Genomic DNA, 18,625 nt, shown 5'->3' on the forward strand with positions numbered 1-18,625 from the left:
GCCCGTCCCACCCGAGATCGGCAGGCGCGGCCCCGACCGCGCGGTAAGCCCCCGATCAGACCGCCAATCCGTTTGCGGTACGGAATCGGGCGGCCCACGATAGGCGTTGTTCAAACGGTGGCTCTTCAACGAGCGCCGAATCGGGCACCCTGATAGGTGACAGCGCCGACTAGCAGGAGGACTGACCCACACCGTGACAGCAACCGACAGATCCATCCAGCTCGTCAGGCTCGCCGCCGAGGCGGCGGCGGACAAACTGGCCGACGACATCCTCGCCTATGACGTGAGCGACCAGCTCGTCATCACCGACGCGTTCGTGCTCTGCTCCGCCACCAACGACCGCCAGGTCCGCGCCATCGTCGACGAGATCGAGGATCGGCTGCGGATCGAGGCCGACGCCAAACCCGTCCGCCGCGAAGGTGAGCGCGAGGGCCGCTGGGTCCTGCTGGACTACATCGACATCGTCGTGCACGTCCAGCACGAGGAAGACCGCACCTTCTACGCGCTCGAACGCCTGTGGAAGGACTGCCCCTCCATCGCGCTGCCGGACAGCGTGACCCAGGTCGCAGCCCAGCGCGCCCGCGGGGCGGTAGCTGAGTGAGCCGTCGCGTCGTCTGCCTCAGACATGGTCAGACGCTGTGGAACGTCGAGCACCGCTTCCAGGGCCACAGCGACATCCCGCTTGACGAGACCGGGATCGCGCAGGCGACCCGTGCGGCCTCGCTGCTCGCCGCGCTCCGCCCGAGCATGATCGTCTCCTCCGACCTCCAACGGGCCTTCGACACGGCCTCGGCACTGGCCCGCGTCACCGGCCTGAACGTCATGGTCGACAAGGATCTGCGAGAGCGGGGCGGCGGGCAGTGGGAAGGGCTCACCCGGGAGGAGATCTCCGCGGGTTGGCCCAGGGAGTTCGCGGCCTGGGAGGCGCCGGGCGGCGAGGAGGTCGGCGACGTCGCCGACAGGGTGGCGTCGGCGGTACGCCGCTGGGCCGCGCAGGTCGACTCCGACGGCCTGCTCGTCGTCGCCTCCCACGGGGCGGCGATCCGGCTCGGCATCGCCAAGCTCATGAACCTGCCGCAGGAGCTCTGGCCCGCCCTGGGCGGCCTGGGAAACTGTTCGTGGTCGGTGCTGGAGGAGTCGCGCAAGGGCTGGCGCCTGCTGGAGCACAACGCCGGGACCCTCCCCGAGCCGGTCAGCAGCGACGACAACCCCGAGGTCACCCAGGAGTGACCTCGCCGGTGCGGCTTGCGCCCCGGTGGCGGGCGCGGGCCGTGTGGCCGTCGATTAGGTGAACATGTCGGTGTCCTTATATGCTTCCCAAGCGCCGCGACGAGAGCACTCGAAGCGGTGACCAGGGGCTATGGCGCAGCTGGTAGCGCGCCTCCATGGCATGGAGGAGGTCTGGGGTTCGAATCCCCATAGCTCCACCGCTAAACCGCCTCTGACCTGCACAAAAGTGCAGGTCAGAGGCGGTTTTCGGTTCTGGTCGCGGACCTCGGCGCGTCTTGCCGGGCCGGCCGCGCGCCCTCCGTCTGAACGTGAGGCCGGCCCGGTGAGACGCGAGGGGATCACGGACGCGGGTGGCGTGCGCGATCCCTGCCGCGCTCCTTCATGATCGTGCAGCAGGAATGGCGAAGCAGCATGCTTTAACCGCTTTTAAGGTGTGCTTACGTGTGATCTAACCAATGCCTGACTTCTCCGCTCCCCGGTGGAAGCGGCTTCTCGCCTCCCTCGAGCGAGGCGGGCGATGGCCAAGCCCTGCCTGTTTCCCGCGCCGGAACCGCGAAAGGGAAGAAGAAGCGCCTGTCACGCGAACACGATGACCTTCAGCGGGCTGTTCAACGCGGCGTGTTCCCGCGGGACCAGCGGCCGCGGACCAGGCGCCGGGTGATGCGCGGGGGCCGGTCGTGCCGGTCGGTGCGGAACCAGAGCTGGACCCTGGCGCCGCCGAGGGAGGAGGCGTCGATCCGCAGCGTGCCGCCGGTGGACTCGGCGAGCCGGCGGGCGATGTCCAGGCCCAGCCCGGTGGATCCCGCGCCGCTGCTCCCGCGCCGCAGCGCCGCCTCCGGGTCGGGGATCCCGGGGCCGGCGTCGGCGATCAGCATGCCGACGGTGCCCGATCCCTGGTGCAGGGTCACCGTGAACGCCGTGCCCTCGGGGGTATGCCGGAAGATGTTGCCGAGCAGGGCGTCCAGCACGGCGCTGAGCTCTCCTGCCGCGACCGGGACCTGAGTGGGGGTCGAGGCGCCGATCCACTCCCAGGCGCGCTGCTGATCCTCGGCCAGGGCGGACCAGAAGGTCAGCCGCTCGCGCAGCACCTCGGCGGCGTCACAGTGGACGAACTCCGGGGCCAGGGAGGGTTGCCTGGCCGCCGCGATGATCTGGTCCACCTCCGCTTCCAGGCGGCCCAGCGCGCTCCTGCTCTGTTCGGCCTCGGGCCCCAGATGGTCCAGGCTGAGTCGGAGCGCGGTGAGAGGTGTGCGCAGGCGGTGCGACAGGTCGGCGGCCATCTCCCGCTCGGCGGCCAGGAGCTGGACCACGCGGTCGGCCATGCTGTTGAACGCCTCACCGGCCGCGACCAGCTCGGGTGGGCCCTCCGGTTCGATGCGGACGCTGAGATCTCCGGCGCCCAGCGCGCTCGCCGCCCTGCCCAGGCGTCGGGCCGAACGCACCACCCGGACGCCCAGCCGGTCGCCGACCAGCAGGGCGCCGGCGACGAGCACCGCCGCCACCCCGCTCAGCACGGCCCACGACGCGGCGACGCCCCGGGTGAGGTCCTCCGAGGGGATGAAGATCTCAATGACCACGGTCCGCCCACCCTCCAGGGCGACCGGGCGCAGCAGGAGGTAGCCGGTGTCCATCTCCGCGGTGATGGCCCTGGTCAGCCGGGAGGCGGCGGCCACGGTCTGGGCGGGGGCCCTGACGGTGCCGGCCGAGCCGCCGTCGGGCAGGTGGACCGCGATCCGGTCCTGCGCGCCCGTGCTGAGCAGCGCGTGGGTGAGCCGGGTCTCCTCGACGGTGATGGCCAGCACCGGGACCAGAGCCGACGCCTGCCGTTCAGCCTCGGCCATGGCCCGGCCGTGGGCGATCTCCCTGACGATGAGCCCGAGCGGGATCAGGAAGGCCAGGGCGACCATCGAGGTCCCGGCGACGGTGAGCAGGGCCAGGGTCCGTCTCACCGCGGTGTGATCAACATGACCCCCACGCCGCGTACGGTGTGTAGGTAGCGGGGGGAGGACGCGCTCTCGCCGAGTTTGCGCCGCAGCCACGACAGGTGGACGTCGATCGTCTGGTCGTCGCCGTAGGACTGCTGCCACACCTCGGTGAGCAGCTCCTTGCGGGAGACCACCCGGTCGGCGCGGGCGGCGAGGTAGGCGAGGAGGTCGAACTCGCGCCTGGTGAGGGTGAGAGGGGCGCCGTCCAGGTGGGCCTCGCGCCGGTTCAGGTCCACCGACAGCGCGCCGACGCACAGTAGCGGCGGCGGGGTCGCGCTCCGCGCCCGGCGCAACACGGCGTCCAGACGGGCGTTCAGGTGGTCGCCGGAGAACGGCTTCACCAGATAGTCGTCGGCCCCCGCTTGGAGCAGACGGACGATCTCCGCTTCGTTGTCCCTGGCCGTGGCGATGATGATGGGGACGCTGGATACGCTGCGGACCATCTTGAGAGCCTCCGCCCCGTCCAGGTCGGGTAGCCCGAGGTCGAGGACCACCGCGTCCGGGGGGTTCTGGGTGATCTCCCTCAGGGCGTCGAGAGCCCGCCCCGCGCTGCGCACGGCGTGCTGGCGCCTGCTGAGTTCCTGGATGATCGCGGATCGTACGTACTCGTCGTCTTCGACCACCAGAACTATCGCCATGTCATGTAACGGTAGTGAGTCAAGGGACATATGACGTAATAATCCGTGACATGCGGCAAACGCTGGGGTTCATAGCGGTGTGGTGCGGCGCCACCGTCCTGGCGATCTCGGTCGCCTGGTTCGGTGTCCGCGACGTGCTCCGCAACGAGGTCTTCGAGGACGCGAGCATCGAGCCCCTCAACGCCGCCATCGGCCGTACCGGAGAATCGCGGCTCCCGGCGGGGGCGCCGACGGGGCCGCAGGTCATCGGCGTGCCGACGGCCTCCTCAAAATCCGTCCGTACCCCGGTGCCCCGTCTCATCCCGCCCACGCGGGACACCACCGGCTCACAGCCGGCCCGTTCCCCGTCGAGGGCGGCCGCGCCGGCGCGCACGCGGGACGCCGGTCCCTCCCGGCCGACGCCGTCGCCCGCCATGCCCAAGCCGACGGTCACCAGGACCAGGTCGATCTCGACCGGGAACCTGCGCGTGGTGAACGTCAAGGGCGGTTCGGTCTCGTTCGCCATCGAGAACGGTGTGTGCCGCCTGATCGCCGCGGCCCCCAACGCGGGCTACGAGGCCAAGGTCGCCTCGGCCACCGGGTGGATCCGGGTCGACCTGGTCAAGGGAGAGCACGGCTCGGCGGTCTTCTGCATCGGCGGGGAGAGCCGTACGGACCTGTGGGAATACTAGGACTCGCCGATCTCGCGCAGTCGTGCGGCGGCCTCGGTGATGCGATCCTCGCCGAAGACCGCGATGCCGTGCAGTTCGAGCAGGGCCGAGGTGACTCCGTGGCCGGGGACGCGCCGGCCGGCGAAGGTGCCGTCGTAGACGGTCAGGCTGCCGCAGGAGGGGCTGCCCTCCTTCAGGATCGCCACCTTCACGTCGAAGGACCTGGCGGCGGCGAGCGCCGCCTGGGCACCGGCGAGGAAGGCGGCCGTGACGTCGGTGCCCCCGGAGGTCAGTACCCGGGCCGCCCCGGAGAGCACCGCCGCGCCCCCGGCACCGCCCTCGATCTCCGCGGCGGGGCGCGGGACGGGCAGGCCGCCCTCGACCTCCGGGCAGAACGGGACGAGCCTTCCCTGGCGCCGCCACGCGGCCAGCAGCGCGTCGCCGCTCGTCTTGGCGGACCCGTCGTAACGGACCTTCCGCCCCATCAGGCAGGCACTGACCAGGATCCTTTCCACGGTCTCAGAATAGGCGCCGTGAAGGAGGGGGCGAGGGGGGCGGGCAGTACCCTACTGCTCATGCTTTTCGATCCCCTGCGGTCTCGATGATCGGCCCGCTCGCGACCGGCCTGATCCTGTTCTCCCTGGCGATCGGCCTGGTCAGCCTCCTGACCACCATGCGGAACAGGGCGATGGGCACCGTGCTTCTCGTCGCGCTCGGGGTGCTGGAGGTCGGACTGCTGGTCCAGGCCGGGTTCGTGATCGCCGCGATGGTGCGGGGCGAGGGGCCGGCGAGCTCGGCCACCCTCATCGGCTACCTGGCGGGCAGCGTGGTGATCCCGCCGGCGGCGGCCTTCTGGGGGCTCGGCGAGCGCTCACGCTGGGGTCCCGCGGTGGTCGCGGTGGCGGGCTTCGCGATTCCCGGCATGGTCGGGCGGCTGCTCCAGGTCTGGCAGGGCATGCCGTGAGCGAGCCGACGATCGGCAGCGGACCCGGCCGCGCGCTGGTGGCTGTCTACGGGGTGTTCGCCCTGGCCGCGGGGGCCCGCGCGGCGGTACAGATCGCGACGCGCCTGCAGGAGGCCCCGCTGGCCTACTGGCTGTCGGCGTTCGCCGCCGCCGTCTACATCGTGCTCACCGTCGCGCTGGCCAGGGGGGATCGGACCCTGGCGCTGGTCGCCTGCGGGATCGAGCTGGCCGGGGTGCTCATCGTCGGCACGCTCAGCATGGTCTATCCAGAGGCGTTCCCTCGTGCCACAGTCTGGTCGGGTTACGGGAGCGGATATCTCTTCATCCCGTTTGTGCTGCCAGTCCTGGGGCTTTACTGGCTTCTGCGGCGGCGCTAGTTAGGTCCGGCCCGTACCGGGCAGGTCTGCCTCCCGAACCGACCAAACCACAAGGGAGGCACGGTCATGAGTTCGATTGAACAGTCAGTCGACGTCAACGTACCGATCCGGACCGCGTACAACCAGTGGACCCAGTTCGAGAGCTTTCCCGAGTTCATGGAAGGCGTGGAGTCGATCAAGCAGCTCAGCGACACGCGTACCGCGTGGGTCGTCGAGATCGCGGGGGTCCGCCGGGAGTTCCAGGCGGAGATAACCGAGCAGCACCCCGACGAGCGGGTGGCCTGGAGATCTGTGGAGCGGCCGCACCAGGCCGGTGTGGTGACCTTCCACCACCTCGGTCCGGACACCACCCGGGTCACACTCCAGATGGAGTACGACCCCGAGGGGTTCGTCGAGACCGTCGGCGACTGGCTGCAGATCGTCCGCCTGCGGGTCCGCGGTGACCTGGAGCGTTTCAAGGCCTTCATCGAGTCGCGCGGCGGCGAGACCGGCGCCTGGCGCGGGGATGTGCCGGGACCGCACGAGCACGGCGCCCGTGTCGGCGGCACCGGCACGACAGGTGGCTATGGCTCCGACGAGCCCGCACCTCCGCGCACCGTGGGCCAGGGTTATCCGCCGGAGTCCGCCCTTCCGCCTCCCGGCGGTGAACCGCTGCCTCCGGCCGGCCGCCGGCTCGGCGAGGAGCCGCCGCTCACCCCGGGGCCGCGCATCTGACGCTCGTGGGTCCGGGATGACCGCCTGATGTCCGTCCGCAGGGGGCGTACATCTGCGGTTCGCCCGGATCGCAGCTCGCCCGGCGCGGCCCGAGGTGTCCGGAGCCCTGACCGTCCGGGTTCTCTGGCATCGGCGCCAGGGACACGCCGGCGCGGGAGAGAGCCGGGTCACGCCCTGTAAAGGGATGCGTGGCCCGGCTTTCATGTTGTCAGCGATTTTCGATCACCTCCGCATCGATGCGCCGGTCAGGAACAAACGGATGTTTCAGTCCTGTTAAAGTTGTGGTCAGCCAATCATCCTACGATTGGATGAAACCACTGAGGAGGACTGAAGCCAGCATGAGCGTGCTAACCCATCAGACCAGGGGCCGCACCGGTGGAACGACAGGATCTCTCGCCTGGTTGCTCGTGCTGGGAATCGTTCTCGCGGCGCTGAACCTGCGCACCGCCGTCACGAGCGTCGGGCCGGTTCTCGACCAGATAACCTCCGGCCTCGGCATGACCACCCTCGGAGTCGGGCTGCTCACCACGCTCCCCGTGCTCATCTTCGCCTCGGTCGGAGCGGTGACCCCGGCGCTGGCCAGGAAGGTCGGCGAACACCGCCTCCTGCTTCTCTCCCTCATCGCCCTGGGCGCCGGCCTGCTCATCCGCTCGATGGTGGACTCGGCCGAGGTGTTCCTCTACAGCAGTGCCCTGGCGCTGTCGGGCGGAGCGGTGGGCAACGTGCTCATCCCCAGCCTGATCAAGCGCCACTTCCCCGGCAGGGCCGGGACCATGACCACCGTCTACACCACGGCCCTCGCGGTGGGCACGATGCTCGCGGCCGCCGCGACCGTGCCCATCCAGCAGGCCACCGACGGCAACTGGCACGTTGCCCTCGGAGTGTGGGGGGCGCTCGCCGCCGTTGCCGCCATTCCGTGGCTTGCGCTCGCGCGCAGTGAGCCGGAGCGGCGCGGCGCGAGCGAGGGAACGAGTGCTCGTGCCCTGCTCCGCAGCAGGCTGGCCTGGGCGGTCGCCGCCTACTTCGGCACCCAGAGCATGGTCGCCTACATCATGTTCGGCTTCCTGCCGAAGATCCTCATCGATGGTGGCTACAGCAGCGGGCAGGCGGGTCTGGTGCTGGGCGTCTTCACCGCGATCGGTATCCCGATCTCGCTCCTCGTGCCCTGGGCGGCGTCGAAGTTCTCCGACCAGCGGCCCGTGGTCGCCGTCTTCGTGGTCTTCTACGTCGCCGGTTTCCTCGGTCTCTGGCTCGCGCCCGTCGGCCTGGCGTGGCTCTTCGCGAGCCTGGTCGGCATCGGGATGGGCTCCTTCCCGCTCGCGCTCACCATGCTCGCCATGCGCACCCGCACCCCCGATGCGACAGCCGCGCTGTCGGCCTTCGGGCAGAGCACCGGATATCTCATCGCGGGCGCCGGGCCCCTGGTCATCGGCTTCGCGCACGAGTCGACCGGTGGCTGGACGCTGCCGTTCCTGCTGCTGCTCGGGGTGGTCGCGGTGCAGTTCGTGGCCGGCTGGTACGCCGGGCGGCCGAGTTACCTGGAGGACGAGCGGGCTCTAACGCGCTGACCCTCCCTCGCCGGCGCGGCCTGTGCCCTCTCGGGGGCGGCACAGGCCGCGCCGGCGCGGTCGCGCCTCCTGGACCACGTCTTCGGCGTCGGTCACGCCGCCCGGGATCCGGTGGGCGACCCCGGCCGGCAGGTCGCGGTGTCCTTCGAAACGCTCAACGGCCACAGGGGCGTACACGTCACGGCCCTTCGGTGTGACATAGCCCGGTAAACGGCTGTTTACTGCCGCGCCTTACCATGCGAGAACAGAAGCCGGCAGCGAAGGAGTGTGCAGTGACGGGAACGATCGTCGCCGAACCGGGTACCGCCCAGCAGGGCAGACATCTCTGGCTGACCCTGGTGGCGCTCTCCGCGGCGGGAATGGTCGTCTCCGTCCAGCAGACCGTGGTCATCCCGCTGCTGCCCCGGCTGATGGCCACCTTCGGCGTGTCGGTGGCCGAGGTCACCTGGGTCTTCACCGCCTCGCTGCTCGCCGCCGCGGTGGCCACGCCGCTGCTGTCACGCCTCGGCGACATGTACGGCAAGAAGCGGATGATCCTGTTCACGGTCGGCCTGCTCGTCCTGGGCTCGCTGGTCTGTGCCCTGTCCGGCTCCTTTCCCGTACTGATCGCCGGACGGGCCCTGCAGGGCGCGTCGGCGGCGCTGGTGCCGTTGGCCATCGGCATGATCAAGGACACTTTCCCGTCCGACAGGGTCATGACGGCCATCGGGGTGGTCAGCGCCACCATGGGCGTCGGCGGCAGCCTCGGTATGATCGTCACCGGCCTGATCGCCGACCGCACCCCCAGCCACCACCCGGTCTTCTGGATCACCGCGGGTCTCGGCGTGATCGCGATCGTCCTCATCGTGCTGAGTGCCCCCGGTGGCGGAACCGGTGCCGGAGGCCGCCCCGACCTCATCGGCGCGGCGCTGCTGTCCGCCTGGCTCGTCTGCCTGCTGCTGGCGATCTCCAAGGGCAACGACTGGGGCTGGGGTTCGGGGGCCGTCCTGCGGTTGTTCGCGGGCGCGGGCGGATTCGGTGCCGTCTGGGTCTTCAGCCAGCTGCGGCTCCGGGCGCCGATGGTACGGCTCCACCTGCTCGTCGGCCGCCGTTCCCTCCCGGCCAACCTCGCCTCGCTGCTCCTGGGCTTCGCCATGTTCGGCTCCTTCGCCCTGATCTCCAGTTTCATCCAGACACCCCCGTCCGCTGGGTATGGTTTCGGGGGATCTGTCCTCGACGTCGGTCTCTACGCCCTGCCCAGCACCGTGACCATGCTGCTCTCCTCCTTCATGGCCGGCCGTCTCTCTGCCTGGTTCGGTCCCGCCTACTCCCTCGCTCTCGGCGCGGGCCTGTGCGCGATCGGATTCGGCTGGTTCACCCTCTTCAACGACTCGGTGCTCCAGCTGGTCGGCGCCAACGCGGTGCAGGGGCTGGGTTTCGGCATCGCCTACGCGGCGCTGGGCGCGCTCGCCGTGCAGCACGTGCCCAGGGACCAGAGCGGCATCGCCAGCGGTATCAACTCCCTGGTCCGCTCCATCGGCGGCAGCCTCTCCGGCGCCGCGACCGCCGCGCTCCTCACCTCCATCACCATCGCCGGCACCGCCATCCCGTCCCGGGACGCCTATGTGATCTCCTTCGGGATCATCACCGCGAGCGCCCTGGGGTCGGCGGCCATCGCGCTCGTGTCCGGAATGATGGCGCGAGGGGTGTCAGAAGTCGGTTAAGATTTCATCTGCATCGCAAGGGGCTATGGCGCAGCTGGTAGCGCGCCTCCATGGCATGGAGGAGGTCTGGGGTTCGAATCCCCATAGCTCCACTTCGGTGACCGGGGTTCGCTGTTCGCAGACGGAGATCTGCTTCCGGCGGGCCCCTTCGTCGTTCGCACGGGGGAGTGACCCCCGAGCCCCCCGATGTGGTGACCGGGGTTCGCTGTTCGCAGACGGAGATCTGCTTCCGGCGGGCCCCTTCGTCGTTCGCACGGGGGAGTGACCCCCGAGCCCCCCGATGTGGTGACCGGGGTTCGCTGTTCGCAGACGGAGATCTGCTTCCGGCGGGCCCCTTCGTCGTTCGCACGGGGGAGTGACCCCCGAGGCGGTGGCTTTGCCCCCCGCACCCCCGGACGCTTCGCTTCGTTCGGGGCGTGCCGTACGTTGTCCGGTCTCCGTATCGGCCCAGGTGCTCGGCCGTGTGTTCGCGTTCGCCGCGGGCCGGAGAGCCGAACGTGTGCGGAGGGCCGGGTCAGTCGTCGGAGGCGACGACGACGGCAAGGGAGCCCTCGTTCCGGTCGATCAGCACGAGCTCGTGGAAGTCGCCGAGGATCCATCCCAGGTCGTCGTCGCGGTCCGCCTCGTCGAGGTCGCGGAGGCGGTAGAGGGAGGTGGCCGCGCGGATCAGCCGGTAGACCTCGCTCTCCAGGTCGTGGGCGACGGTCTCGGGAAGATCGGTGTACCTGTCGGCCCAGGTGCGGATCGTGGCGGAGGCGGTTTCCGCGTCGACGCCCTCGAAGGAGGCGGTCGAGAGCGCGTCGAGGCGGTAGGGGCCGTGCACCGACCCACCGTCCTTCCAGGAGTCGGGGCCCAGGTAGTCGTCCCGGTACAGCTGGTGCGAGAGCAGCGCGGTGAGCAGCGGTTCGTCGTCCTGTCCGGGGACGATACGGAAGTGCTTCACGTCCACCCAGCGGTAGGTCCTGTCCTTGAAGTTGACCAGGGTGGTCGAGGTGAACGCCAGTTGCTCCATGGTTGTGACGATAGTGACTTCTGGGACCGGTTGATCACCGATTGACCGAACCGGACGAGCAGCCGGGAAACGAGGAAACCAGGTGCGAGCTGGGGGTGCGCGACGTTTGCCGCTCCGGTGCGAGGGCAGCCGTCAGCGTATCCGGCAGGGTGCTACAGGAGGTCAGATGCTGCCCCGGAAGCAGAAGGTCGGCACGGTCGCGGTAATCGCTCACCAGCGGAAGTCATTCGGTGGAGGGCTGGACGAGTTGCGCAGGCTCCTCGCCGACGAGGGAGTCGGCGAGCTGCTCTGGTACGAGGTGCCCAAGAGCAAGAAGGCGCCGAAGAAGGCGCGGAAGGCGCTGAAGGAGGGCGCCGACCTGATCCTGGTGTGGGGCGGTGACGGCATGGTGCAGCGCTGCGTGGACGCGATCGCGGGCTCGGGCGTCACGGTCGGCATCCTCCCCGCGGGAACGGGCAACCTCTTCGCGCAGAACCTGGGCATCCCCGAGGACCTGCCCAAGGCCGTGCACGTCGCGTTCCACGGTGAGAACCGGAAGCTGGACCTGGGGAAGGTCAACGGGGAGCACTTCGCCGTCATGGCCGGGGTCGGTTTCGACGCGGCGATGATGGAGGAGGCCGACCGGGGGCTGAAGGACCGCCTGGGACGTGCGGCGTACGTCTGGACGGGCCTGCGTCACGTGCGCGGGGAGCTCGTGCCGATGGAGGTCAGGATCGACGGGGTGACGTGGTTCGAGGGCGAGGCCAGCTGTCTGCTGCTGGGCAACGTCGGCACCATCACCGGCGGCATCGAGGCGTTCGACGACGCGCGTCCCGACGACGGATGGCTGGAGATCGGCGTGACCACCGCGAACGGGCCGATCCAGTGGGCCCGCGTGCTCGGCCGGATGAGCGCGGGGCGGTCCGAGGATTCGCCGTTCGTCCGGATGACCCGGGCTCGCAAGATCACCGCCAGGTTCGGCTCCCCGATGACCTACGAGCTGGACGGTGGCGCCAAGGGGGCCGTCACCAAGCTCAAGGCCAAGGTCGTGCCCGGTGGCGTCACCATCCGCGTCCCCGAGTCCACCGGTTCCGAACAGCTGTGATCCCCGATCCCCGATCCCGGTCACCGTGGACCAAGGATCGGGGACAGGCGTCAGGTCTCCGCCGATTCTCCCTTTTGGTCAACATTCATAACAAATGCAGATTCGATATGGTTTGTCGACTAAATCGCTTGATGGAAAAGAGCGGCAATGACCAGTAGTCATTGGACGGAGGTCGACGGCCCTGGCCGCCCCGGGCGGGTCCGTTCCGGTGTTCGCTCACATGCCACCCGAACCCGGTTGCGGGCGAGGTCCGAGGGTCCGGCAGGGATCGTGTACGAGCTGTGATCGAACTGAATGTGTCGATCGAGATAGCGTGTCCGGCCGCCGAGATATGGCAGATCATCGCCGACTTCGGCCAGGATCCCCGATGGCGCGCGGGCGTGACCACCATGGCGCCGGACCCGCCGGGCCTCGTCGTCCCGGGCACCACCACGGACGAGTTCATCACTTTCAGGGGCCGTGTCCACTACACCGGCAGCGTGGTCACCTCGGTGACTCCCGGAAGGGAGTTCGCCTGGCGGACGATCTCGGGGATCGACGCCGAGGGCGGCAGGTCGGTCGTGCCGCTGGGCGGCGACCGCTGCCTGGTGACCGTTCGCCTCAGAGTCAGGTTCCGCGGCCTGCGGCGCCTGTATGCCCCCTTTCTCGGACACGCGCTCAAACACAAGCTCCAGCAGGATGTCCGCCGCCTCAGCGATCTGGTCATCGCGCGCGCGTGACCGTCATCTGCAATTCGGTCACCCAGTTGTCAGGGGCGTCGGGTGGGCAGTCGATGGAGACCTCCCGCGCGAGCCCGACGCCCCGGTAGCCATGCTCGTCGATCCAGTGGGCCAGCGTCTGGAACGTCGGGCCCGTCTGCTCCATCGAGCCACGGTGAATGATCGTGGCGGCCGACTCGATCTCCGGCAGGTCCACGATCGCGAAGTCGTGGTCGCCGCCCGCCTCCGCGGAGACCTCCACACCGGCGTGCACGGTCACCCGGCCGTCGGCCTCCGGCTCGTAGCGGGCGATGCCGTAACCGGTGATCCTCACTCCGGCGGTCTCGACCCTGCGGCACAGGTCGTCGAAGAGCGGCTGGATGACGGGGCCGATGTCCTCGGCGTCGTAGCTCGCCGCGACGGCGGTGAGCTCCGCCACGCGGGTCGCGGGGATCGGCTTGAGCAGAACCTCTTCGGGGTGCATGTGACCTTCCTTGGCGATTGTCGTGAGCCTTACCTCAACCCGGATCAGCCGTGCCGCGTCCGCCGCGATCCGCTCCTCCAGTTCCGCGCGGCGCAACCGCAGCATCCCGTGAAGCTCCGCGGCGTCGACCCGCTCGTCCAGGATCGAACCGACCTGGTGCAGGGTGAAGCCGAGATCCTTCAGGGCGACGACGCGGTTGAGCCGCGACAGCTGGCCGGCCCGGTAGAAGCGGTGACCGGCCGGGTCGACATGGGCGGGCTGAAGTAGGCCGATCGCGTCGTAGTGGCGCAACATGCGCACCGACACGCGGCCGAGCTGGGCGAACTCTCCTATGCTGAACATGGTGCCTTCAGGTATAGGGGCTGACACCGTGTCAGCCGCAACCCCGGATCCCCCCCCCGCGGATAACCGGTTGTCCGGCTCTTCCCACCTGGGAAACATGGCGGTCATGTCACTGCGTTTTCACGAGATCGCCGAGGGCGGTCACCGCATCCTCAACCCGTTCACGAACGACAAGCTGGCGCTGCTCGGCGAGGTCGCCAGGCTCCGGCGGGGAACCCGCCTGCTCGACCTGTGCTGCGGCAAGGCGGAGATGCTCTGCCAGTGGTCTCTCGCCCACGGGATCGAAGGGGTCGGGGTGGACATCAGCGACGTCTTCCTCGACGCGGCGCGTGCCAGGGCCGGGGAGCTCGGGGTGGCCGATCGCGTACGCCTGGTGAAGGGCGACGCCGGAGCCTACCCGGCGGAGCCGGGGACGTTCGACGTCGTGTCCTGCCTGGGGGCGACCTGGATCGGCAACGGGCTGGAGGGGACGGTCAAGCTGATGCTTCCCCCGCTGAAGGAGGACGGGATCCTGCTCGTAGGTGAGCCGTACTGGAACTCCGAGCCGCCCGCGGCGGCATACGAGTCGTTCGGGTTCGGGCCGGACGACTTCACCTCGCTGGCGGGGACCTTCGACAGGTTCGAGGCGGCGGGGGTCGAGGTGCTGGAGATGGTCCTCGCCGACCAGGACAGCTGGGACCGTTACGTGGCGAGCCAGTGGTGGACGCTGAGCGACTGGCTGCGTGACAACCCCGACGATCCCGACGTCGAGGGGGTGCGCGGCTTCCTGGAGCGCTGTCGCCGCTCGCATGTCGAGTACGGCAGGCGACACCTGGGCTGGGGTGTCTTCGTGCTGCGCCGTCGTTGACGGCTACTGACGGGTAGGAATAGGTTCCCAGAGACCGGCTGGTCGGTTCGAGGGAGCTTGCATGCGGGTGCGGGACAAGGTCGTGGTGGTGACCGGGGCCGCGAGCGGGATCGGCCGGGCGATGGTCCGCAGGTTCGCCGCGGAGGGTGCGGCCGGCGTGGTCGTGGCCGACATCGACGCGGCGGGCGCGACCGCAGTGGCCAGGGAGATCGGTGACCGGGCGGTCGCGGTACGGGCCGATGTGTCGGTCGAGGAGGACGTACGCGGCCTGGTCACCACCGCCGAGAGTGCCTTCGGCCCGGTCGGCCTGTTCTGTTCCAACGCCGGCGTCACCACCGGCCGCGGGCTCGACGCCACGAGCCCGGACTGGACCCGGACGATCGCGGTGAACGTCCTCGCCCACGTCTACGCGGCGCGCGCGGTCGTGCCCGGGATGGTCGAGCGCGGTGAGGGCTACCTGCTCAACACCTGTTCGGCGGCCGGGCTGGTGAGCTGCCCCGGAGACGCCCCCTACGCCGTGACCAAGTCGGCGGCGATCTCCTTCGCCGAGTGGGTGTCCATCCACTACGCGACCAGGGGTGTCAGGGTCAGCGTGCTCTGCCCGCAGAGCGTGCGCACCGCCATGTTCGAGCGTGGCGTCGCCGCGGACCATCTCAGCGCGAGGGCGGCGGGCGCGTCGGGATCCGTCCTCGACCCCGAGGCCGTGGCCGACGTGGTGGTCGAGGGCCTCGCCGCCGAGCGGTTCCATATCTTCCCGCATCCCGAGGTGGCCGGTTTCGTCCGGCGCAAGGCAGAAGACCCCGACCGCTGGCTGACCGGAATGGCGTATTTCGTCGACTCGTTGCGGGCGTGATCGTCCGGGCCGGCTCAGCTCCTGGCGGCCGGATCGCCGACCTGGCCGATGAACAGCGGGGTCAGCGTCGGCCGATGGACGATCGCGAAGGCGAACGGGTGGTCGGCACGGACCTCTGCCTCGGGCGGGGCAGGGGCCGACACGGTGAAGGCGAGGCCGGTGACGGCGGCGGCCTCGGTGCCCCACTCGTTCACCGTGATGTCGGCGCGGTGGACGGCCTGCTCAAGAGAGGCGCCGTCGGTGATGCCCGAATAGTCGGTCCCCCGCAGTCCCAGCCTCCCGAGCGGCTCCGCCAGGTCCAGGCTCGTGGAGAAGTCCCAGCGTGGCATGGCGAGCCGCACCGGCCGTTCCCTGAGCTCGGCGGCCACCCGTGCCATCACGGCGGGGGAGAGCAGGTCGCCGGGAGAACCGCCCGCTCGCGGTACGAGAACCCACATGGCCAGGTCACCGCCGGCGTACCGCAACTCCACGGCCTGCCAGCCGGGCCCCGCCGCGTACGGGAGGCCGCCGTCGCGGCGCATCAGGGTCGTACGCACGGTCGTGCCGTCCGCGCGGGTGAAGGAGACGCCTTCCTCGGCCGGTTCGGTGAACGGCGTCGTCCACTCGGCCCTGAGGTAGCCGGCGTTGGCGATGACCAGCCTGGTCTGTGGGCTCAGCTTGTCGAACACCTTCCTGATCCGCCCGGCTGTTCGCTCCTCGGCCCAGGCGTCGATGACCTTGGCGCCATCCCCGGTGAAGTCCACCTGGTGCACACCCACGCCGTACTGTGCCGCGAGCGTGCGCAGGAACTCCGCCCTGACGCTCAACCCTTCCTGGGTGAACAGCGCATTGGCCATGCTCACGATCGCAGGGGCGGGGGCGTCCCGGGCATCCCGCTCCGCGCCCGGGGCGGGAGGGGGCGGCGGGTCCTCGGTCGTGATGATCTGCCTGGCGAGCGCGTTGAGCGAGGCATGCGGTCCCGCGGAGGGGAAGCCGAAGACCGTGTCGAGCTCGGTGGCGGTGTCCGCGGCGGCCCCCGCCCTCGCCATGCCGAAGGCGTAACCGATGCTCAAGGGTGACAGGACGGCGTTGCCCCCCGGGCTCGTGGTCGCGGTGAACAGGGCATGTCCGAAGGACGTCAGACCATGCACGGTCTCCGCGACCGGAGGGTTGTCCGGGACCTCCCGCCGCACCCCCTCAGCAGTGATCACGTTGGGCTCGGCGATGGCGCACGATGACAGGACGGCGACGGCCAGCAGGGCGGGAAACAGTCGGCGCATGCTTCTAGAACGCATGCCGCCGCACGGCGGTTCACCTTCGGCGTGGCGGGTGACGTCAGGTGAGTGCGGCGAAGGCGCCCGCCCCGATGAGGGCGACGGCCCAGGCGAGGTCGAGGTTGAACCACGCCTTGCGGAGCACCGCCACCCCCAGCCGTTCGTAGACGACCAGGGCCAGGACAGTGGTCGTCACCAGCATGGCCAGCGTGTGCGCCCCGGTCGCCAGCAGGCTCTGCGAGGCCAGCGCGGTGGCGTCATGGCCGCCATGGCCGCCATGTCCCTCATGCCCGCCGCGCAGGGTGACCGGGAGCACCATCAGGCCTGCTCCGTGAGCGGTGGCCATCAGGAACGACCATCCGGCCAGCTGCCACCTCGTCACCCTCATGCCGACCCAACGGGGGTGGCGCCGTCTGAGCAGCCGCCAGAGGCCGAAGGCGCACACCACGGCCGCCACACCGTACGAGACCGCTTTCGGCGGGGCGGCGAGCCGTGCCGCGGACACCAGCCCGAGGGTGATCAGCACCGAGCCCGCGTGGCCGAACACGATGGGCGGCAGCGCTCGTAGGACTCCGTCGCGCGAGCGCTCCTGCAGGCCGAGCGCGACCGCGAAGAGCCAGCCCATGGCGGGGTTCAGGCCGTGGAAGGCGCCGAGCCCGGCCAGGACGAGCAGGGACGTCAGATCCATCGGGCGAGCCTTCAGGGGAAGCAGTAGGAGTCGGAGGAGGAGTCGCCGCCCTGCAGGCGGATCTGGTGCGCACGGCGGCCGTCGGCGGCGAAGTCGACGAAGAAACCGGGGTCGAGTGCGATCGAACCGTCGGCGGCGATGTCCACCTTCGCCATCCAGCTGGAGATGCCGTCGGGGTAGAAGACGTCGTCCCAGGACCGGTAGAGCGAGTTGGTGAAGTAGACCCGCCGCCCGTCCCTGCTGGCCTCGACCATCTGCGGCCCCCCGTTCAGCGCCCGGTCAGGGGCGGCAGGGTGGGCGTCGCGCCGGACGATCCCGCCGATTCGGACAGAGCCGGTCTCGCGCGGCGCGAACGGGTCGGAGACGTCGTACGCCTTGAGCTCGCCGGTGCCCCAGGCCGAGACGAGCAGGATCCGGTCGTCGAGGGTCAGAGAGATGTCACTGACCAGCGGCGGTACCGCGCCGAACTGCTTGAGTGGTTCGGGCAGCAGGTCGGGGTCGGCGGGCTCGGCTGGAATTGTGATCGTCTTGCGGGCCTTCCAGAGACCGTCCTCCAGGTACCAGGTGAAGATGTTGGCCGACAGGTCCTCGACGTTGATCACCGTGTTGACGAAGCCGTGGGTCTTGGTCGGGTCGTGGGCAGGCCGGAGCTCCAGGGCCATCTGATGCTGGTCACCCAGGTCGATCTCCTGGAGATGCCTGCGCCTGGCCAGGTCCCAGACGTGCAGCCGGTGACCGTACCGTCGGCCGACCAACAGCTCCAACGAAGGGCCCGGCTCGATCTGGTTGGGCGTCCCCCACTCGCTGGTGATCATCGTGTCATGCCCGAGATGCCACCAGAAGTCGTAGTGCAGCCGCTGTGGCCCCCGGTCGGACTCCCAGCGGCCTTTTGGCTCGAAGGTGTCGTGGTCGAGAGTGAACACCCCGCCGGGCGCGTCGCCGTTCACGTTGCCGAGTGCGCTGACATAGATGGCGTCCGTGCCGCAGTGGACGGTGTGCGGGCGGCTGTAGCCGGTCTTCTTGAAGACCGTCTCCGGCTCGATCGTCTTGACGAGCTTGGGATGCCGGGGATCGTCCTTGACGTCGAAGATGTAGATCCGGCTGGACCTTAGGCCGGGGAGGACCAGATAGCGCCTTTCCACGTGCGGGTGCGGCGCGTACGGGCACAGGGCCGCGCTGCACACGTTCCAGCCGAAGTGATGGAGCTCGTCGCCGGGGACGGACATGTCGTGCACATCGATGATCGTTCCGTCCGAGAGGTCGATCGTGGCGAGCCCATCGGGCCGGCCGTCGCCGGCCGGGTCGAGGAGGGCGACGTAGGCGAGCTCCTCCGGAGGGGCCAGCATGGCCTCGCGGGCGGACGGGTAGAAGGTGGGGTCAGGCTGGATGAGCGGCACAGTGAACTCCTGGACTCGTAGCCGGAACCAATATCCAACTAATCTTGTAGGAAAACTTCCCGCTGTCCAGGGGGCATATCGCGTAATCGGAGTGGAAGGCTGCGACGCCCGGCGGTGTCGATTCGCTGTCCTACGGAA

Annotated in this window: 20 protein-coding genes and 2 tRNA genes; 14 read left to right on the forward strand and 8 right to left on the reverse strand. The window is 69.6% G+C overall.

Features of this window, described 5'->3' with window-relative positions; all coding sequences use genetic code 11:
- The first annotated feature begins 193 nt into the window (after window positions 1-193).
- From rsfS to ACFQVD_RS43865, 3 genes are all read left to right on the forward strand, one after another.
- On the forward strand, window positions 194-601 hold the full coding sequence (gene rsfS, locus ACFQVD_RS43855; protein WP_030924760.1) for a ribosome silencing factor: 408 nt from the start codon (window positions 194-196) through the stop codon (window positions 599-601).
- The gene (locus tag ACFQVD_RS43860; protein WP_343977129.1) at window positions 598-1,230 is read left to right on the forward strand and encodes a histidine phosphatase family protein; all 633 of its coding nucleotides are present in this window, start codon (window positions 598-600) and stop codon (window positions 1,228-1,230) included. Before rsfS ends, ACFQVD_RS43860 begins: the two co-directional genes overlap by 4 nt.
- A 124-nt stretch (window positions 1,231-1,354) precedes the next feature.
- Window positions 1,355-1,427: transfer RNA gene (locus ACFQVD_RS43865), tRNA-Ala, on the forward strand.
- Window positions 1,428-1,838: 411 nt separating this feature from the next.
- On the opposite strand, the gene ACFQVD_RS43870 is transcribed toward ACFQVD_RS43865, so the two are convergent.
- Together ACFQVD_RS43870 and ACFQVD_RS43875 are read right to left on the reverse strand one after the other, a co-directional pair.
- On the reverse strand, window positions 1,839-3,179 hold the full coding sequence (locus ACFQVD_RS43870; protein WP_343977126.1) for a sensor histidine kinase: 1,341 nt from the start codon (window positions 3,177-3,179) through the stop codon (window positions 1,839-1,841).
- Entirely contained in the window at window positions 3,176-3,853 is a 678-nt protein-coding gene (locus tag ACFQVD_RS43875) for a response regulator transcription factor (protein WP_343977123.1), read from the reverse strand. The genes ACFQVD_RS43870 and ACFQVD_RS43875 overlap by 4 nt, the downstream gene beginning before the upstream one ends.
- Before the next feature lie 50 nt (window positions 3,854-3,903).
- Here ACFQVD_RS43875 and ACFQVD_RS43880 point away from each other — a divergent pair, with 50 nt between their 5' ends.
- Window positions 3,904-4,524: a hypothetical protein gene (locus ACFQVD_RS43880; RefSeq protein WP_343977120.1), complete on the forward strand. Its 621-nt coding sequence runs from the start codon at window positions 3,904-3,906 to the stop codon at window positions 4,522-4,524.
- Here ACFQVD_RS43880 and ACFQVD_RS43885 read toward each other — a convergent pair.
- Window positions 4,521-5,018, reverse strand: a complete 498-nt coding sequence (locus ACFQVD_RS43885; protein ID WP_343977117.1) for a DUF523 domain-containing protein — start codon at window positions 5,016-5,018, stop codon at window positions 4,521-4,523. The genes ACFQVD_RS43880 and ACFQVD_RS43885 overlap by 4 nt on opposite strands.
- A gap of 86 nt (window positions 5,019-5,104) precedes the next feature.
- On the opposite strand from ACFQVD_RS43885, the gene ACFQVD_RS43890 reads away from it, so the two are divergent.
- From ACFQVD_RS43890 to ACFQVD_RS43915, 6 genes are all read left to right on the forward strand, one after another.
- On the forward strand, window positions 5,105-5,467 hold the full coding sequence (locus tag ACFQVD_RS43890; protein ID WP_343977114.1) for a hypothetical protein: 363 nt from the start codon (window positions 5,105-5,107) through the stop codon (window positions 5,465-5,467).
- Complete coding sequence (locus ACFQVD_RS43895) at window positions 5,464-5,844, forward strand: hypothetical protein (protein ID WP_343977111.1); 381 nt, start codon at window positions 5,464-5,466, stop codon at window positions 5,842-5,844. The genes ACFQVD_RS43890 and ACFQVD_RS43895 overlap by 4 nt, the downstream gene beginning before the upstream one ends.
- A gap of 66 nt (window positions 5,845-5,910) precedes the next feature.
- Entirely contained in the window at window positions 5,911-6,558 is a 648-nt protein-coding gene (locus ACFQVD_RS43900) for an SRPBCC family protein (RefSeq protein WP_343977108.1), read from the forward strand.
- 338 nt (window positions 6,559-6,896) lie between these two features.
- Window positions 6,897-8,126: a CynX/NimT family MFS transporter gene (locus tag ACFQVD_RS43905; RefSeq protein WP_343977105.1), complete on the forward strand. Its 1,230-nt coding sequence runs from the start codon at window positions 6,897-6,899 to the stop codon at window positions 8,124-8,126.
- A 272-nt stretch (window positions 8,127-8,398) separates the two neighbouring features.
- On the forward strand, window positions 8,399-9,829 hold the full coding sequence (locus ACFQVD_RS43910; RefSeq protein ID WP_343977102.1) for an MFS transporter: 1,431 nt from the start codon (window positions 8,399-8,401) through the stop codon (window positions 9,827-9,829).
- 19 nt (window positions 9,830-9,848) lie between these two features.
- Window positions 9,849-9,921, forward strand: a tRNA-Ala gene (locus ACFQVD_RS43915).
- 422 nt (window positions 9,922-10,343) lie between these two features.
- Here the strand turns inward: ACFQVD_RS43915 and ACFQVD_RS43920 are convergent.
- Window positions 10,344-10,841, reverse strand: a complete 498-nt coding sequence (locus tag ACFQVD_RS43920) for a hypothetical protein (protein WP_343977099.1) — start codon at window positions 10,839-10,841, stop codon at window positions 10,344-10,346.
- 166 nt (window positions 10,842-11,007) lie between these two features.
- Here ACFQVD_RS43920 and ACFQVD_RS43925 point away from each other — a divergent pair, with 166 nt between their 5' ends.
- Both ACFQVD_RS43925 and ACFQVD_RS43930 read left to right on the forward strand, forming a co-directional pair.
- A complete protein-coding gene (locus ACFQVD_RS43925) occupies window positions 11,008-11,925 on the forward strand; it encodes a diacylglycerol/lipid kinase family protein (RefSeq protein ID WP_343977096.1) in 918 nt (305 codons plus the stop codon).
- A gap of 281 nt (window positions 11,926-12,206) precedes the next feature.
- The gene (locus ACFQVD_RS43930; protein WP_343977093.1) at window positions 12,207-12,644 is read left to right on the forward strand and encodes an SRPBCC family protein; all 438 of its coding nucleotides are present in this window, start codon (window positions 12,207-12,209) and stop codon (window positions 12,642-12,644) included.
- On the opposite strand, the gene ACFQVD_RS43935 is transcribed toward ACFQVD_RS43930, so the two are convergent.
- The gene (locus ACFQVD_RS43935) at window positions 12,628-13,449 is read right to left on the reverse strand and encodes a MerR family transcriptional regulator (RefSeq protein WP_343977090.1); all 822 of its coding nucleotides are present in this window, start codon (window positions 13,447-13,449) and stop codon (window positions 12,628-12,630) included. The genes ACFQVD_RS43930 and ACFQVD_RS43935 overlap by 17 nt on opposite strands.
- 106 nt (window positions 13,450-13,555) lie before the next feature.
- Here ACFQVD_RS43935 and ACFQVD_RS43940 point away from each other — a divergent pair, with 106 nt between their 5' ends.
- Together ACFQVD_RS43940 and ACFQVD_RS43945 are read left to right on the forward strand one after the other, a co-directional pair.
- Window positions 13,556-14,296, forward strand: coding sequence for an SAM-dependent methyltransferase (locus tag ACFQVD_RS43940; protein ID WP_343977087.1), 741 nt, complete (start codon window positions 13,556-13,558; stop codon window positions 14,294-14,296).
- 61 nt (window positions 14,297-14,357) lie between these two features.
- Window positions 14,358-15,149 carry an SDR family oxidoreductase gene (locus ACFQVD_RS43945; protein ID WP_343977084.1) on the forward strand — a complete coding sequence of 264 codons (792 nt, stop codon included), beginning with the start codon at window positions 14,358-14,360 and terminating at the stop codon, window positions 15,147-15,149.
- A 14-nt stretch (window positions 15,150-15,163) separates the two neighbouring features.
- On the opposite strand, the gene ACFQVD_RS43950 is transcribed toward ACFQVD_RS43945, so the two are convergent.
- The 3 genes from ACFQVD_RS43950 to ACFQVD_RS43960 are packed head-to-tail and all read right to left on the reverse strand — an operon-like array spanning window position 15,164 to window position 18,487.
- On the reverse strand, window positions 15,164-16,408 hold the full coding sequence (locus ACFQVD_RS43950) for a serpin family protein (RefSeq protein WP_343977081.1): 1,245 nt from the start codon (window positions 16,406-16,408) through the stop codon (window positions 15,164-15,166).
- Between the two features lie 55 nt (window positions 16,409-16,463).
- Window positions 16,464-17,090, reverse strand: a complete 627-nt coding sequence (locus tag ACFQVD_RS43955) for a hypothetical protein (RefSeq protein ID WP_343977077.1) — start codon at window positions 17,088-17,090, stop codon at window positions 16,464-16,466.
- 11 nt (window positions 17,091-17,101) lie between these two features.
- Window positions 17,102-18,487 carry a selenium-binding protein SBP56-related protein gene (locus ACFQVD_RS43960; RefSeq protein WP_343977074.1) on the reverse strand — a complete coding sequence of 462 codons (1,386 nt, stop codon included), beginning with the start codon at window positions 18,485-18,487 and terminating at the stop codon, window positions 17,102-17,104.
- Window positions 18,488-18,625 lie beyond the last annotated feature (138 nt).

The sequence above is a fragment of the Streptosporangium amethystogenes subsp. fukuiense genome, assembly GCF_042665875.1.
Taxonomy (GTDB): Bacteria; Actinomycetota; Actinomycetes; order Streptosporangiales; family Streptosporangiaceae; genus Streptosporangium; species Streptosporangium fukuiense.

What these genes read in the sequence shown, in the direction of transcription:
- ACFQVD_RS43875 (WP_343977123.1), bottom strand. Translation starts at nt 3,853, where the DNA reads ATGGCGATAGTTCTGGTGGTCGAAGACGACGAGTACGTACGATCCGCG.
- ACFQVD_RS43880 (WP_343977120.1), top strand. Translation starts at nt 3,904, where the DNA reads ATGCGGCAAACGCTGGGGTTCATAGCGGTGTGGTGCGGCGCCACCGTC.
- ACFQVD_RS43890 (WP_343977114.1), top strand. Translation starts at nt 5,105, where the DNA reads ATGATCGGCCCGCTCGCGACCGGCCTGATCCTGTTCTCCCTGGCGATC.
- ACFQVD_RS43900 (WP_343977108.1), top strand. Translation starts at nt 5,911, where the DNA reads ATGAGTTCGATTGAACAGTCAGTCGACGTCAACGTACCGATCCGGACC.
- ACFQVD_RS43905 (WP_343977105.1), top strand. Translation starts at nt 6,897, where the DNA reads ATGAGCGTGCTAACCCATCAGACCAGGGGCCGCACCGGTGGAACGACA.
- ACFQVD_RS43920 (WP_343977099.1), bottom strand. Translation starts at nt 10,841, where the DNA reads ATGGAGCAACTGGCGTTCACCTCGACCACCCTGGTCAACTTCAAGGAC.
- ACFQVD_RS43925 (WP_343977096.1), top strand. Translation starts at nt 11,008, where the DNA reads ATGCTGCCCCGGAAGCAGAAGGTCGGCACGGTCGCGGTAATCGCTCAC.
- ACFQVD_RS43935 (WP_343977090.1), bottom strand. Translation starts at nt 13,449, where the DNA reads ATGTTCAGCATAGGAGAGTTCGCCCAGCTCGGCCGCGTGTCGGTGCGC.
- ACFQVD_RS43940 (WP_343977087.1), top strand. Translation starts at nt 13,556, where the DNA reads ATGTCACTGCGTTTTCACGAGATCGCCGAGGGCGGTCACCGCATCCTC.
- ACFQVD_RS43945 (WP_343977084.1), top strand. Translation starts at nt 14,358, where the DNA reads ATGCGGGTGCGGGACAAGGTCGTGGTGGTGACCGGGGCCGCGAGCGGG.
- ACFQVD_RS43950 (WP_343977081.1), bottom strand. Translation starts at nt 16,408, where the DNA reads ATGCGCCGACTGTTTCCCGCCCTGCTGGCCGTCGCCGTCCTGTCATCG.
- ACFQVD_RS43955 (WP_343977077.1), bottom strand. Translation starts at nt 17,090, where the DNA reads ATGGATCTGACGTCCCTGCTCGTCCTGGCCGGGCTCGGCGCCTTCCAC.